The sequence below is a fragment of the Shewanella sp. 4t3-1-2LB genome, from assembly GCF_017368415.1.
Classification (GTDB): Bacteria; Pseudomonadota; Gammaproteobacteria; order Enterobacterales; family Shewanellaceae; genus Shewanella; species Shewanella fodinae.
Genome location: NZ_JAFNJD010000009.1, coordinates 48,348 through 63,053 on the forward strand (window position 1 = coordinate 48,348; position 14,706 = coordinate 63,053).

The window sequence follows — 14,706 nt, forward strand, 5'->3', positions numbered from 1 at the left end:
GGAACAGGCTTAAATAGATCAAAACAGATAGGTTGGAACTGATGATAAAACCCCAGCAATACCAAAAACTGCCGCTTGCTATGGCGGTATCTGCCGTCTTTATTAGCCAATGTGCTTTGGCGGATGATGCGGCGATTACCGATGTAAAATCGATTGAAAAAATCGTTGTGATTGGTGAGAAAGCGCCTAAATCACTCAAAGAAACCAGTTCATCTGTCGCGGTATTGTCAGAAGAGATACTGAACAGTACTGAATACAAATCAGTGACAGAAGCAGTATCTGAAATTCCTAACGTGGTCGCAGTTGCTGGCTCATTGCCTGATATTCGCGGTGTCAGTGGTAACGGTTCAGCGGGCGGATTTAACTCCATTTCTGGTGGTGCTAAAGGGCGCGTATCGATCCTTGTCGATGGGGTGGCGCAGCCTTTTGTCGCGGATAATAGTGGCGATATGGGCTTGTGGGATATGGAGCAGATGGAGATCTACCGTGGCCCACAATCTACCAGCAACGGCCGTAACAGTATGGCTGGAGCGATCTATATCAAAACCAAAGATCCGACTGAAGACTGGCATGGTGCGGCACGCGTAGGTTATCGCAATGAAGATAGTTACGTTGATACATCAGTGGCGCTGTCAGGGCCGTTGGTGACTGATACTTTGTCGTTCAGAGTGAGTGCGCAACAACTCAATGGCAATACCATTACCGACGATAGCGGTTATCAAGGTAATCCGCCGGATTATGACCTGGATAAAGTGAAAGCCACCCATGTGCGCACCAAACTAAAGTGGACACCAACCGATAAACTATCGATGTTGTTGAGCTATTCCGATAGCGATGAAAAGGGCGATGTGGGCCGTATCTTTTACAAGGCGGATGACCTGTCGCAGTTCAATCGTATCTACTTTCGCGACATTAAAACCCGCGTGAAAACCACCAGTCTAACAACTGATTACGAATTTAGCGACGATCTGCGCTTGGAAGTGTTGACTGCTTACATGGACTATCACTGGGGCTTTGATAGCTACGATGAAACCGAAGCGGAAAAACAAGTGCTTAGCTTTGATGAAGACAACTACACCGTGGATGCTAAGTTATCTTTCAATCGACGTGGCGATGCTGCTTTTGGTTTTGTGGGCTTAGATTATTTCAAACGCGAGCATGACATTCTCAGTATTGGCTCAACCGCCTATAACGGTGACGACTCGAGTGATTCTTTGGCAGCTTATGGTGAAGTGACTTTCACCCTCACCGATAAACTGAGTTTGTTAACTGGTGCTCGCTTAGAGCGCGAGTCGCAAACGCGTCACTTTATCTATGGCGCTATCGACGCCAATCTTGATAAAGACACCAATATTTTCCTGCCAAAGTTGGAGCTGCAATATGCCATCACTGACGCGACGACGTTGGCGTTGAGTGCTCGCAAAGGCTACAACGCGGGCGGTGGTGCGCTGAACTTTACCGCACAAGATTACTATTACTACGACGAAGAGAAGGTGATGACCTATGAACTCAGTAGCCGTAGTGCCTTGCTGGATGGCGATCTGTTTCTGACCGCGAACCTGTTCTACAACGATTACGATGGCTTTCAATCACTTAACTCAAGCCGTTACATCACCAACATGGATGATGTGGTGACCTATGGTGCTGAACTGGGCATCAATGCTGATCTAACCAATGCCTTGCAGATGAATGCAGGCATTGGGGTATTGCATAGTGAGATTAAAGATGCTGGCGCAGAGTATCAAACGGCCAACGGCAATGAGTTAAATAATGCACCTAAATTTACTGGCAATCTTGGCTTCACTTATTGGCTAACCAATGAGTTTAGCGCTGGTGTATCTGCTAACTATGTTGGCGAATACTATGGCGACTTTACCAATACCGAGGGTAACAAAGCCGGTGATTATACACTGGTACGTGTGCAAGCCAGCTATAAATCGGCAGATTGGCAAGTTACCGCATTTGTGAACAACGCCTTTGATGAATTGGCAGTGATGAGTCGCACTGCACCTGATGGCCGCTATCCTACCGGATATGCCTCTGTTGCCGACCCTCGTAATATGGGGATATCAGTGACTTATTCATTTTAGCTAATAGTGAGCCGTTTATATTTAGTTGATAAGATGAATTTACTGCTAAATAAAAAAATCTAGCGACGATATCTATCGTTAATAACGATTAAGCAAGATATAAAAATAGGCATCGTGAAGATGCCTATTTTTATGACACTATTTTCAAAGCACTGCCCTGCTCTCTTCAGCGTAGTCCAAGTACAAAGTCGTCGCAGCGGCTAAAGCGTATTGCTGCAACCCCAGCGGTGCTATGAATTACAGGGTTGCGGTGTACGTTTCGGCAGCTTTAGACGCGGCAACAGCAAGCCAGCAATGACTACGGCAATCCCTAATAGTTGCAGTTGTGTCACCGGTTGTCCCATCAAGAAGGCGGTGAGCACGGCAAAGATCGGCACAAAGTTGAAAAACACGGATGCTGTGGCTGAGCCTAAACGGCGTACCCCATTAATCCACAACAGGTAGCCAGCAACCGTGCCAAAAATAGCTACATAGAGAACTTCGCTGATCACCACTGTTGAGGCGCTGGTGAGCTCAGTTAAGGGCTTAACTTCGGGGTTGAATATTATCATAGTGCCAATCACCAGCGCGCCACAGATCATCCCAATCAGTGTATAAGGGATGATGGCCAGCCAACGACTAATCCCTTGACTGAAATAGGTGTACAGGCTCCAGGCCAACATGCCACAGAAAATCATTTGGTCACCTTGGTTCAGTTGCATGTGCAAAAGACTGGCAAGATTGCCATTAGTGATCACTATTAGTACGCCGGAGAGACAGACTAGCAAACTTATTACCTGCGCAAACGTCGGCAAGCGCCGCAATGCGATACAGGCAATTAGCGACGTGGTTAACGGGCTTAATGCCATAATCAACGAACCATTTGTGGCGTTGGTAAGGGTTAATCCGGTAAATAAGCCGAGATTAAGTCCGCCGATACCGATAGCGCTGACAATAACCACCCAGCTCCATTGCATAACCGTCAAGTTGGGTTTATCGCTGCGGGTGAATTGCAGATAAATCGCCAAACAGATTGCCGCTAATATAAAACGCCATAGCACGAGTGTCAGCGCATGCACCTCATGTAATGCATGCTTGCCGATGGGAAAACAGCTTCCCCAAAAGAACGCACATAAAATCAATAGCGCAATCGCCTTGAGTACAGAGTCTGACTTCATCGCCTACTCCAAAGAACTTGTGAAAACCGTCAGGCTAGTGTATTGATTTCATTAATTGGATAAACAGGCAAAAATAAGACTTCAAATTCCAAAAATGAAATCTAACTATTCACTGGATGATTTACGTTGCTTTTGCACCGTCGCGCGCTTGGGCAGTTTTACGGCGGCGGCAGAGCAACTTGCCATACCGTTATCTACTCTCAGTCGCCGTATTCGTCAGCTCGAAAGCGACCTGCAACTGCGATTGCTTAACCGTGATGCGCATCGGGTGGTACTAACCAGCACCGGTGCACAGTATTATCAACGCTGCAGTGCCTTGTTCGAGGAGTTGCTGGATATCGACGAAGATCTGCATCGAGATAAACATCGTCCCAGCGGCAAGATCCGGATCTCGGCACCTATCAATTCTGGCTCTTACTTTCTGCGGGTCATTTTCTACGATTTTCTCAAGCATTATCCAAAGATCCAGCTAGACATGAATCTTTCCAACTCGTTGATTGATATCGAAGCCGAAGGCATGGATGTAGTATTTCGTGTCGGCAGTCCCATTGTCGAAAATTGGATTGCTAGGCCGCTGAAACATATGCGTTTTATTCTGTGTGCCCCGGCGGATTACGATATCAGTACCATTACTACTCCCACACAACTCTGTGGTCACCCGATTATTCTGTGCCGACCGATGATCCCTTGGCATTTGGAACATCAGACCAACGGACAGGCATTTGACTATCATCCCCAGAAGATGGTGCGTTTAGAGGTGGATGAAGTGGGCTTATTAGCTCATGCCGTGAAAACCGGACTGGGTATTGGCTACCTCCCTGATTACGCGGCCTTACCAATGATTGCCGCAGGTGAAATACAGCGTGTGTTACCGGACTGGCATAGCAAAGAGCGCACACTGATGATGTTATATCGCGACCGTAATAACCTACCGCTGCGGGTCAGGATGTTTGTCGAATATGTGCTGCAGCGCTTTGCGACAATGGTGGATTGATCTCGTTTTCCCGATAGGGTTGAGAAGTTTTAGTGAAAATTAGCTCCTACCTTAGTTATATGAGTTGGGTTTGCGGTAATAGACAGCATTGTGCGATGGCTGGCCGCTCCAGTATGCTATTTTGCGCAGCATCTCATTAGCTCCGATGTGTTATGCCAGCAATTGGCTGAATTTCAGCAAGACCTTTGGTAACAGCATAATCCGCCGACGGACGCCACTACGACCTTAGTCCACTATGACTGGAAAACAGAAAAGCGTCAGTATATTAGCGAAATCATAGGTAACATATTCAGGGAATATGCAGTAGCTCCTTGAGTTTGTTGCGAAATCAAAAATTACTCTCTATTTTTTGTCATAAGCACCCGGTGAAATTTTCACCGTGCAATAAATGGTGCTAAGGTGGAGAGTCGGCAATTGCCGCAAATTGAACAAGGAACACCATAATGAAACTGATAAGAAAAATGGGCGTTATTGGGGCTATCGCTGCGGTATGTGTCAGTTCCGCAGTCTGGGCGGCACCCAAGTTCATCAATATTCTCACCGGTGGTACCAGCGGTGTGTATTATCCGCTGGGGGTGGCGCTGTCACAAATCTATGGTAACCATATCGAAGGGGCAAAAACCTCTGTTCAGGCCACTAAAGCTTCAGTGGAAAACCTGAACCTGTTGCAGGCTGGCCGCGGGGAACTGGCGTTTTCTATCGGCGACTCAGTGGCTGCCGCCTGGAAAGGCGATGAAGAAGCCGGGTTTAAAAAGCCATTGGATAAACTACGTTTATTGGCGGCGATTTATCCTAACTATATTCAGATTGTGGCGAACAAGGATGCCGGTATCAAAAGTCTGGCAGATCTGAAAGGTAAACGGGTATCTGTGGGGGCACCTAAATCCGGTACTGAGCTGAATGCCAGGGCTATCTTTGCCGCCGCCGGACTGACCTATGATGATCTGGGTAAAGTGGAATTTCTGCCCTATGCGGAATCAGTAGAGTTAATTAAGAACCGTCAGTTAGATGCAACACTGCAGTCTTCTGGATTGGGCATGGCGGCGTTGCGTGATCTGGCCGCCACTATGTCAGTGAATTTTGTGCCGATCCCTGCCGATGTGATTGCAAAAACTGGCAATGCGGCATTCCAGGCTGGGGTGATCCCTGCCGGGACTTATGATGGCCAGGATACCGATGTACCGACCATCGCCATTCAGAATCTGTTAGTGACCACTACTGCGGTGTCTGACGATGTGGCGTATCAGATGACCAAGTTATTGTTTGAAAACTTGGATTATTTGGGGAATGCCCATGCAGCCGCCAAGGCAATCACTCTGGACAAAGCGACTAACTCACCCATCCCGATCCATCCTGGTGCTGAACGTTATTACAAAGAAGTGGGCTTATTGAAATAAGCGATAAAGACTCCCCGGGTCTGCCGGGGAGTGACTCACTGTTGTTTGAAGTAGCGAGGCACACAATATGACTGAATCCCGTGAGGGTTTAGAAGCAGCCACCTCAGAGTGGCCGAAAGCGTTATTTACCGTGGCACTGTTGTTTTCAGCGTTTCAGCTGATCACTGCAGCGTTTCACCCGGTTTCTACTCAAGTCCTGCGTGCCGTGCATGTAGGCTTTTTGCTGCTGATAGTTTATATCACTTACCCTACCTTCAAAGGTCACAAAGTCTGGGCACCGCTCGGCTGGTTGCTGGGACTGGCAGGTATGTCTACAGCGGCTTATCAATGGATTTTTGAAGCGGATCTGATCCAGCGTTCCGGTGATTTGACCCAGATGGATATGTTCATGGGGTTGATGTTGATCGCGCTGGTATTTGATGCTGCTCGTCGTGTGATGGGGCCAGCGTTACCATTCATTTGCACCCTGTTTCTGGCTTATGGGTTGTTAGGTCAATATCTTCCGGGTGAATTTATGCACCGTGGTTATGGCCTTGACCAGATCGTGAACCAGTTATCTTTCGGTACTGAAGGCTTCTATGGCACCCCAACCTATGTGTCGGCCACGTACATTTTCCTGTTTATTCTGTTTGGCGCATTCCTAGAACAAGCGGGAATGATCCGGCTGTTTACCGATTTTGCAATGGGCTTGTTTGGACATAAGCTCGGTGGCCCCGCCAAGGTGTCGGTGGTGTCTTCAGCGTTGATGGGCACCATTACTGGGTCAGGCGTGGCCAATGTGGTGACCACCGGCCAGTTTACTATTCCGTTGATGAAACGTTTTGGTTACCGCAGCGCGTTCGCGGGAGGCGTGGAAGCGACCTCCAGTATGGGTAGCCAGATCATGCCACCGATCATGGGGGCGGTGGCGTTCATCATGGCTGAAACCATCAATGTGCCCTTTATCGAGATCGCCAAAGCGGCACTGGTGCCCGCGATGTTGTATTTCGGCTCGGTGTTCTGGATGGTACATCTTGAAGCCAAACGTGCCGGGTTACATGGTTTGCCAAAAGAAGAGTGCCCCAATCCTTGGCAAGCTGTGAGTCAGCGCTGGTACTTGCTATTTCCTTTAGCAGTGTTGATTTATCTGCTATTCGCCGGACGTACCCCGCTGTTTTCCGGTACCGTTGGATTGTCTCTTACCGCGATTGTGATCCTTGGCTCCGCTATCGCTATGCAAGTGTCATCCAAATGGTTGCGTGTGGCTTTCTGGATAGCGCTAGGGTTGATGTGTGCTGGATTTTTCCGCATGGGGATTGGTGTGGTGTTCGGTGTTATTGGCGCACTAGTGGTGATCTGTTGGTTTGTCAAAGGTGGCAGAGACACGCTGCGCATTTGTGTCCACGCGCTGGTTGATGGTGCTCGCCATGCGGTACCGGTGGGGATCGCCTGTGTGCTGGTGGGGGTAATTATCGGCATTGTGTCTCTGACAGGCGTTGCCTCAACCGTTGCGGGATACATTCTCGCCGTGGGACAAAGCAATCTGTTCTTATCATTGGTGCTGACCATGATTACCTGTTTGGTGCTGGGGATGGGGATCCCGTCGATTCCCAACTACATCATTACCAGTTCCATTGCTGCTCCCGCATTGCTGGACTTAGGTGTGCCGCTGATCGTGTCACATATGTTCGTTTTTTACTTTGGCATTATGTCGGATTTGACTCCGCCAGTGGCACTGGCTTGTTTTGCCGCCGCACCTATTGCCAAGGAAAAAGGACTGAAGATTAGCTTGTGGGCGATTCGTATCGCGATCGCGGGCTTCATCATTCCCTACATGTCGGTGTATTCCCCGGCTTTGATGCTGCAGAGTGACAGCATTAGCGCCATCGTATACGTGGTGTTTAAAGCGTTGCTGGCCATTGGCCTTTGGGGCGCAGTGTTTACCGGGTTCCTGTTGCGGCCAATGAAATGGTGGGAGCGGCTAGGAGGGTTTGTTGCAGGTGGTAGCTTGATCCTCGCCACGCCGATGAGCGATGAGATAGGATTTGCGCTGGTGGCAATCGTGGTGCTGCAACATTGGTGGTTTAGTCGGCGCGCTGCCTTACGGAGTGCCAGTTGATGTTAGGTTTGTGTCTGGGACTGGCGGGGCAGTTGTGGGCAAGTGTACCCCAGCCTGAGTTCACCTTAGGCTGGCGCCATACGGTTGAGAAAATCCGTTGGGAAGAAGATTACAACGTGACGCCACAAGGCTTACAACTGACGGAGGCCAGAGTTAAGGGCACCGGTGCTGGCATGGAAATCCCCGACGGTGCGGTATTTCGTGATGACAGTTGGCATTACTATGAAAAGCGCCCGCCGATCCCTTTACTGAAATTGGGCCGGGCGCCAGAAGGTGGAGATTACGACATCTGTTTTAACGGTCAGTGTCAGCCGATGAGCCACTGGATTGGCAAGCCGAACTACCAGGTCGAGACCGTGGAGATGTGGCCCTGTGAACTCCCCTTGCCTCGTCAGCAGAAATGATTAGGGTTGGGCGGTAGCACTAATGCTATCGCCTTGCTCTAGGTTGTTGGCGGTCTGTTGCGTTTGTTGCTGTTTTTCCGCTTTATATGCCAGCGCATCGGCCGGTACCTTGCTGACTTTGCCCGTACTCAACCATTGTTTCAGCCGCCCGGCATCGGCAATGTGAGTATATTTGCCGAATGCATCCAATACGACAAATGCCACTTGTCGTCCGGCCATTTCCGTCAACATCACTAGGCAGTGTCCTGCGTCATCGGTATAACCGGTTTTGGTCAAATGGATCTTCCAACCTTTTTTATTAACCAAAGGGTTGGTGTTATAAAATGCCAAGCTATAACGCGGCTTTTGGAGGGTGACACTGCGATTTTTAGCGCTGCTAAGTTGTCCCATCAGCGGATATTTTTGGGTGGCTTTCAGCAATTTGATGAGATCACTGGCGCTGGAGACGTTTTGACTGGAAAGTCCGGTAGGTTCCACAAAGTGACTGTGTGTCATACCTAGCGTTTTGGCTTTGTGATTCATGGCTTTAATGAAAGCCGGAAACCCACCAGGGTAATGGTGAGCTAATGTCGCAGCCGCGCGATTCTCAGATGCCATCAGCGCCAGTGCAATGGCTTCCTTGCGTTGCAGAGTGCTGCCAAAGCGTAGTCGCGATACCACATTGTCCATTCCTGGAACACCATCAACATTGACATCTATCCGCTCATTCAGCGGTTGTTGGGCATCCAACACCACCAAGACCGTCAGCAGTTTGCTGACTGAAGCAATGGGGTGCGATTCATCGGCATGATCGGCATACAGCACTTCACCCGTTTTAACATCTACCAGCATGGCACTGGCGGCCGCTAACGGTTGATGGGTCTTGGGAACGGCTTTGGCATTTGCCAGCGATGGGAGCAGCAGTAACAGACCGCCGAGCAAGGGCAGGATTTTCAGACTCATGAGCAGCAGCCTACAGCTTGATCAGATAAAAATATTTGCCCAAGTGTAATTAAATGCGCATGAGTCGCAAGTACCCACGACTGATTTATTGTTGCAATCGCTGCAGAATGGCGCGTAAATCTGTGGGCAATGGCGTTTTTTTACCTTGTTTGAAGTCAAACATCACCGCAACAGAACTCCCCGTGGTGGTAACACACTGTTGCTGAGTGCTAAACACTTCGTAATGTAAGGTAAATCTGTCATCACCAATTTCACTGCAACTGATGCCAACCAACAAGGTATCGGGGTAAACCACTGGGCGCCGATAACTGGCGTGGTTCTCACTAATCACCGGGCCTAGGCCCTGTCTATACATCTCAGTAAGCGGAAACTCGCGATTGAAGAACTCAATCCTGGCATCTTCAAAGTAGCGAAAATACGCTACGTTGTTGACGTGTTGCAGTGCATCCATGTCACCCCAGGTCACTTTTATACTACAGGCATCGGGATAACGCTCAGTAAAGTCTGCCATAATAAAACGCTCGTTTTAATTTTGCTCCAGCATAACAACAGCCTACTGTTGGCTCAAGTAGTGTTGATGAATATCTAAAACAACAACGGCGAGAGCCGTAGCTATCGCCGTTGTTACAAGCGGGCGCAGTCTTATTCTATTTGCAGTTCACTGAAGCTGTGGATCTGTCGGTAATCACCAGTTTTTACTGTGCTATCACGCACCATCTGGCAGGTTTGCATGCCTGCAGCCGCAGCGGCTTTGAGTTCCCCCAGCAGATCGGAAACGAACAGCACCTGCTTAGGCGCCAGGCTAATCGTGTTGAGAATATTGCTGTAAGCCTGTTTGTCGAGTTTGCTGCCCGTCCGGGTATCAAAATGACCATTAAACAGCTCTGTCAAATCGCCGCCATCACTGTGGCCAAATAGCAACTTCTGCGCTTCTACAGAGGCGGACGAAAAACTGTACACCCGCAGACCTTGGGCTCGGTACTGTTTTATCGCCTCAATAAAGTCAGGATAGATATGTCCAGTAAAATCATTCTGTGCATAGCCTTCTTTCCAGATCAACCCTTGCAGCGTTTTCAACGGTGTGGCCTTACGGTCTTCCCGTATCCAGGTTTGCAAGATTTCTGCTACTCGCGCCAGACTGGCATCGTCTTCTAGGGCAATGTCCCGGGTGTCACTGATACAGGCATCTACTAGAAAATTCTGCTGCTGCCGCTCCAGAAATATCGGCATTGCCTTTAATGAATAGGGGAATAATACATCTTGAATAAAATGCTGGTCGGTCGTGGTGCCTGCCGTGTCCACAATAATGGCTCTGATGCCCATGAGGTCGATACTCCCTAATCTTCTTGGCTAACGGCAGATACTAATCGTTATTGGCAAATTTGACCAGCAGGGCGCTGGGCAGTTGGTGTCTGGGTAAACAAAATGTAATGTAAAGTTCAGGCTTGTCTGCTAAAACGGTAAATTAGTGGAACAGCAATCAACTCTATTTATTGGCCGCATGACAGCAAGGGATCGTCGCTGTATCGATTTCGTAATTTTCTGAATCCAGGCCAGCTACCGGAGGGCAATAACCGTGAGTTATCAACTGAAAATTAATGGTCAATTGATGCAGGCAGATGTCGCTGCTGATACGCCGCTGTTGTGGGTTCTGCGCGATACCTTAAAACTGAAGGGAACCAAGTTTGGTTGTGGTATGGCGCAGTGTGGTGCCTGTACCGTACACCTCGACGGTAAACCGGTGCGTAGCTGTGTAACCCCGATTTCGGCGGTAAAAGACCGTGCTATCACCACCATCGAAGGGATTGCCAACAGTGAGCTGGGGCAACAGGTACAGCAGGCGTGGAAGATCCTCGATGTGCCGCAATGTGGCTATTGTCAGGCTGGGCAGATGATGTCGGCGTTGGCATTGTTGCAGCAGTTTCCACAGCCAACAGATGCACAGATTGCCAGTGGTATGAAGGGCAACCTGTGTCGCTGTGCCACCTATCATCGCATCAAGCAGGCTATTCAGCAGGTGGCACAGCATACGGACAAGGAGGCCAGTTGATATGACTTCTCAGAACTCTGCAATTACACCGCAAACATCAGGTTATTCGCGTCGGACCTTTTTAAGAGCCAGTGCTATTTTAGGCGGCGGATTGTTTGTTGGGTTGTACCTGCCAAAAGGCGTAGTCGCCGCAACAGATGGTACGGACAGTTGGACACTGAATGCCTATATCCGCATTGGCAGTGATGACAGCATCCGAATTATGGCGGTTGCCCCGGAAATCGGTCAGGGCATTAAAACCTCACTGCCGATGGTGATTGCCGACGAGCTGGACGTTGCTTGGGAGCAGGTACAAGTGGAACAGGCACCGGTAATGCCCGAGATTTATGGGCGGCAGTCGGCGGGTGGCAGTCGCAGTACGCCGATCCATTTTGAGGAACATCGGCGCATTGGCGCGGCAACCCGGGAGATGTTGCTGCAGGCCGCCGCCGCGCAGTGGCAGGTGCCCGTGGCAGAATGCCGTAGCCAGCAGGGAAAAATCCTGCATGTGAGTGGCCGTAGTTTGCGTTACGGCGAGCTGGCCTCCGCCGCGGCAAAACAAGCGGCACCAGAATTGACGTCCGTGGCATTAAAAACCGATGCCCAACTGCAAATCGTGGGTAAATTTACCGCAGGAGTGGACAACGACGCCATTGTAAGTGGTCAGCCATTGTTTGGCATTGATGTTGAGTTGCCCGGCATGCTGTATGCGGTTTACCAGAAATGTCCGGTATTCGGTGGCACTGTAAAACATGCCAATGTCGCGCAACTTGAAAAGCTCCCCGGCGTACGCAAAGTGCTAGTGGTGTCTGGTAACGGTGATTTTTATGGCTTGGATGCGGGGGTTGCTATTGTTGCCGATAGCTGGTGGCAGGCGCTGAAAGCGCGACAGCAGCTACAGGTTACATGGCACGACAGTAAAGCGACAGGCCAGAGTAATGCCGAGTTTGACCGTTTAGCCCAAGCGTTAAAGCGCCAAACGCCAACCCAGATCTTACGTAACGATGGTGATATTGAGCACTGCTTTGCCGGGGCTGCCAAAGTCCTGCAGGCGGACTATTACTATCCATTTGTGGCTCATGGGCAGTTGGAACCAATGAACTGCAGCGCCCAATGGCAGGATGGCAAGCTCAGTCTTTGGGCACCGACGCAAAATCCTGTCGGTGGTCAGAAACAGGTAGCTCAAGTACTAGGCATCAAGGAACAGGATATTACCATTCATGTGATGCGCTCCGGTGGCGGATTTGGGCGGCGGTTGTTCAATGATTACATGGCCGAGGTGGCGTGGATTGCCCGGGAAGTGGGTGCTCCGGTAAAACTGCTATGGTCAAGGGAGGATGATTTCCAGCATGATTTTTATCGCCCTGCAGGTTACCACAGCTGCAAACTGGCACTGGATGCCGAAGGGAAACTGATAGGGTTGCAGGATCACTTTATCACCTTTGGTGAGCAGGGGCGTCCCTTGTTGGCGGCGCAGATGAACAGCGACATTTTCCCCGCAGGCTTTGTACCTAATTTGCAATACGGCAGTTCACTGATCCCGGCGCATATTCCTACCGGTTGGCTGCGGGCGCCAGGCAGTAATGCGTTAGCTTGGGTATTCCAAAGCCTGTTGGATGAAGCTGCTCATGGCACCGGGCAAGATCCGCTGGCACTACAATTGGCGTTGCTGGCACAACCTGTGGGTGACCTCGGCAGTTTCAATCCACAGCGGATGACCGCAGTGTTGCAAGCCGTTGCCGAACACAGCGGCTGGGGCCGAAAAGTTGCCACTGGTCATGGTTTAGGTATCGCCTGTTATTACAGCCATGCAGGTTATTTTGCCGAGGTGGTTGAAGTCAGCGTCAATCAAGGCAAATTACAGATCCATAAAGTCTGGGCCGTAGGCGATGTCGGAAAGTATATTGTTAACCCCAGCGGTGCGATGCATCAGGTTCAGGGATCGATTTTGGATGGATTATCGCAAGCCCTGTATCAGCAGGTGCCGATTGATGGCGGTGCCAAGCTGGAGAATTATCATCAGCATAAGATGCTGACAATGGCAGAGGTGCCGGAAGTTGACGTGGAGTTTTTGAAGACTGATTACCCGACTACCGGACTGGGGGAACCCGCATTGCCGCCAGTGATCCCGGCATTATGCAATGCAATTTTTGCTGCTACCGGGAAACGTATTCGCCGGTTGCCCATCACGGCGGAGATGTTTACCTGAATATGAGACTGCAAACTGCGAAGCAATAACGCCGCAACTTTGGCGCTATTGCTGCTGTCCGCACCGACATGGTTGTTCGTGAGGGGGATTTACCAGTAGATATTGGTCGCGTTCCCCCTTTTGCCATAACAACTTTTGGAAAGGGCTATTTGGCGCTATCGATTGTATCGGCAGGGAGTGCTTCGTCGTCGTTGGTGGTACAAGCGTGTGACCAGTTCCGTTCCATTAATGCGATTTCCCAAGCAAAAACATAACATCATCATGAAGTTGAATCTGAAATTAGGCAATTATCATGCGCTAGTTATGCCTAGCGTGTGTGCTGTTTTCACGCAAAATTCGTAGCATGTCGCACATTAGGATGAGGTTCATCGGCATATTAAGGGCAAACTGAAGTTTTTTGGAAAATGGTCGCTTATTTACCATAGCCATGCCGAATGGCGGCCTGCGGGAACGCAACGATTATTTGTCTAAGGGAAAAGACACAATGGTGAGAGTCAATACATTAGCGAAGTACGGTTATAGCGTGATGACCGGGCTATGTATCTTGTGGTTAAGTGGCTGTTCTAAGCCAAGTACCCTGGCAGAGACCTGTCAGGCATCCCCAGAAATTTGCCATGATTTAGATCTTGATGCGACCTGTCGTGAAAAACGCGAGCCTTTGCTGGCGCTACGCTTGTCGATAAAACAAAATCCGGCGCTGGCACAACAGGATGAGACGCAGTTTCAGCGTTTGCAGTTGGTTGAGTCCTATAACCGTTGTCTCCAACGCGCAGCGGGTATTCAGCATGTGAATCATCCGCAACTCACCAGTAATTCACAACGCGCTTACGCGTTAACCTCGCTCACTTTGGCGCAGATACAACAGCAGACCAAAGATAGCCACAATCCCCATTTGGCTTATTATCACTGGGTACATTTTGGCGATAGCCAAGCGTTAGCGACCTTGCTACAAGCTCAACGTAATGGTCAGATCAAAGAAGCTTATATTCTTGCCGGGCTGGCGACCTCACAGCTTAAGACCGAGCCGGATTTTGCCCGTAGGTTATATCTTGAAGCATTGCGGGATGCCACTCCGTCAGATTTTGTTGCTGACTGGTTGTTAGCGTTGGCACAGGTAACGCCCGATCGTGAGATTAAGTACCTGTTGCAGAAAACTAACATTGACTTGACGCAACGCAAGGCCGATCAACGCATGATGAGTGCGGAACTCGGTGCGAGCGCAGAGATACAACAGCAGTTAGATCAACAGTCCTTAGTATTAGCCAAGGCCCTGTCCGAAGGCTCATACGCCAGCAGTCATTGGCCCGACTTTCTGGCTGGGGATAAGCAGGCATGGCTCAGCATTATCAAGGCAGAAAGCTGAGTTGGTGCGTCAGGCTATGCCAT

Annotated in this window: 12 protein-coding genes; 8 read left to right on the forward strand and 4 right to left on the reverse strand. The window is 49.8% G+C overall.

Annotated elements, in window-relative coordinates; all coding sequences use genetic code 11:
• Window positions 1–41 precede the first annotated feature (41 nt).
• Window positions 42–2,090, forward strand: a complete 2,049-nt coding sequence (locus J3L11_RS05355; protein WP_242695107.1) for a TonB-dependent receptor — start codon at window positions 42–44, stop codon at window positions 2,088–2,090.
• 230 nt (window positions 2,091–2,320) lie between these two features.
• On the opposite strand, the gene J3L11_RS05360 is transcribed toward J3L11_RS05355, so the two are convergent.
• On the reverse strand, window positions 2,321–3,247 hold the full coding sequence (locus J3L11_RS05360) for a DMT family transporter (protein WP_207570376.1): 927 nt from the start codon (window positions 3,245–3,247) through the stop codon (window positions 2,321–2,323).
• Between the two features lie 94 nt (window positions 3,248–3,341).
• On the opposite strand from J3L11_RS05360, the gene J3L11_RS05365 reads away from it, so the two are divergent.
• The 4 genes from J3L11_RS05365 to J3L11_RS05380 all read left to right on the forward strand — a co-directional run bounded on the left by J3L11_RS05365 (window position 3,342) and on the right by J3L11_RS05380 (window position 8,140).
• The gene (locus tag J3L11_RS05365) at window positions 3,342–4,241 is read left to right on the forward strand and encodes a LysR family transcriptional regulator (RefSeq protein WP_207570377.1); all 900 of its coding nucleotides are present in this window, start codon (window positions 3,342–3,344) and stop codon (window positions 4,239–4,241) included.
• A gap of 443 nt (window positions 4,242–4,684) precedes the next feature.
• On the forward strand, window positions 4,685–5,638 hold the full coding sequence (locus J3L11_RS05370) for a TAXI family TRAP transporter solute-binding subunit (protein WP_207570378.1): 954 nt from the start codon (window positions 4,685–4,687) through the stop codon (window positions 5,636–5,638).
• A 67-nt stretch (window positions 5,639–5,705) separates the two neighbouring features.
• Window positions 5,706–7,736 (forward strand): TRAP transporter permease, encoded by a 2,031-nt coding sequence (locus J3L11_RS05375; protein ID WP_207570379.1) that lies wholly within the window; start codon window positions 5,706–5,708, stop codon window positions 7,734–7,736.
• Window positions 7,736–8,140 (forward strand): DUF1850 domain-containing protein, encoded by a 405-nt coding sequence (locus J3L11_RS05380; RefSeq protein WP_207570380.1) that lies wholly within the window; start codon window positions 7,736–7,738, stop codon window positions 8,138–8,140. The genes J3L11_RS05375 and J3L11_RS05380 overlap by 1 nt, the downstream gene beginning before the upstream one ends.
• Here J3L11_RS05380 and pbpG read toward each other — a convergent pair whose 3' ends face one another.
• The 3 genes from pbpG to mtnC form a co-directional block, all read right to left on the reverse strand.
• Entirely contained in the window at window positions 8,141–9,076 is a 936-nt protein-coding gene (pbpG, locus tag J3L11_RS05385; RefSeq protein WP_242695110.1) for a D-alanyl-D-alanine endopeptidase, read from the reverse strand.
• A 91-nt stretch (window positions 9,077–9,167) separates the two neighbouring features.
• Window positions 9,168–9,593, reverse strand: a complete 426-nt coding sequence (locus J3L11_RS05390; RefSeq protein ID WP_189617379.1) for a thioesterase family protein — start codon at window positions 9,591–9,593, stop codon at window positions 9,168–9,170.
• A gap of 131 nt (window positions 9,594–9,724) precedes the next feature.
• Window positions 9,725–10,405 carry an acireductone synthase gene (gene mtnC, locus J3L11_RS05395; protein ID WP_207570382.1) on the reverse strand — a complete coding sequence of 227 codons (681 nt, stop codon included), beginning with the start codon at window positions 10,403–10,405 and terminating at the stop codon, window positions 9,725–9,727.
• A 253-nt stretch (window positions 10,406–10,658) separates the two neighbouring features.
• On the opposite strand from mtnC, the gene J3L11_RS05400 reads away from it, so the two are divergent.
• The 3 genes from J3L11_RS05400 (at window position 10,659) to J3L11_RS05410 (ending at window position 14,683) form a co-directional block, all read left to right on the forward strand.
• Window positions 10,659–11,132: a (2Fe-2S)-binding protein gene (locus tag J3L11_RS05400; protein ID WP_133038267.1), complete on the forward strand. Its 474-nt coding sequence runs from the start codon at window positions 10,659–10,661 to the stop codon at window positions 11,130–11,132.
• Window position 11,133: 1 nt separating this feature from the next.
• The gene (locus J3L11_RS05405; RefSeq protein WP_207570383.1) at window positions 11,134–13,320 is read left to right on the forward strand and encodes a molybdopterin cofactor-binding domain-containing protein; all 2,187 of its coding nucleotides are present in this window, start codon (window positions 11,134–11,136) and stop codon (window positions 13,318–13,320) included.
• A 484-nt stretch (window positions 13,321–13,804) separates the two neighbouring features.
• Window positions 13,805–14,683, forward strand: a complete 879-nt coding sequence (locus tag J3L11_RS05410) for a DUF2989 domain-containing protein (RefSeq protein WP_207570384.1) — start codon at window positions 13,805–13,807, stop codon at window positions 14,681–14,683.
• Window positions 14,684–14,706 lie beyond the last annotated feature (23 nt).

Bases quoted from the DNA above. Each gene is read 5' to 3' on its own strand.
- J3L11_RS05355 (WP_242695107.1), top strand. From the start codon at position 42: ATGATAAAACCCCAGCAATACCAAAAACTGCCGCTTGCTATGGCGGTA.
- J3L11_RS05360 (WP_207570376.1), bottom strand. From the start codon at position 3,247: ATGAAGTCAGACTCTGTACTCAAGGCGATTGCGCTATTGATTTTATGT.
- J3L11_RS05365 (WP_207570377.1), top strand. From the start codon at position 3,342: ATGAAATCTAACTATTCACTGGATGATTTACGTTGCTTTTGCACCGTC.
- J3L11_RS05370 (WP_207570378.1), top strand. From the start codon at position 4,685: ATGAAACTGATAAGAAAAATGGGCGTTATTGGGGCTATCGCTGCGGTA.
- J3L11_RS05375 (WP_207570379.1), top strand. From the start codon at position 5,706: ATGACTGAATCCCGTGAGGGTTTAGAAGCAGCCACCTCAGAGTGGCCG.
- J3L11_RS05380 (WP_207570380.1), top strand. From the start codon at position 7,736: ATGTTAGGTTTGTGTCTGGGACTGGCGGGGCAGTTGTGGGCAAGTGTA.
- J3L11_RS05390 (WP_189617379.1), bottom strand. From the start codon at position 9,593: ATGGCAGACTTTACTGAGCGTTATCCCGATGCCTGTAGTATAAAAGTG.
- mtnC (WP_207570382.1), bottom strand. From the start codon at position 10,405: ATGGGCATCAGAGCCATTATTGTGGACACGGCAGGCACCACGACCGAC.
- J3L11_RS05405 (WP_207570383.1), top strand. From the start codon at position 11,134: ATGACTTCTCAGAACTCTGCAATTACACCGCAAACATCAGGTTATTCG.
- J3L11_RS05410 (WP_207570384.1), top strand. From the start codon at position 13,805: ATGGTGAGAGTCAATACATTAGCGAAGTACGGTTATAGCGTGATGACC.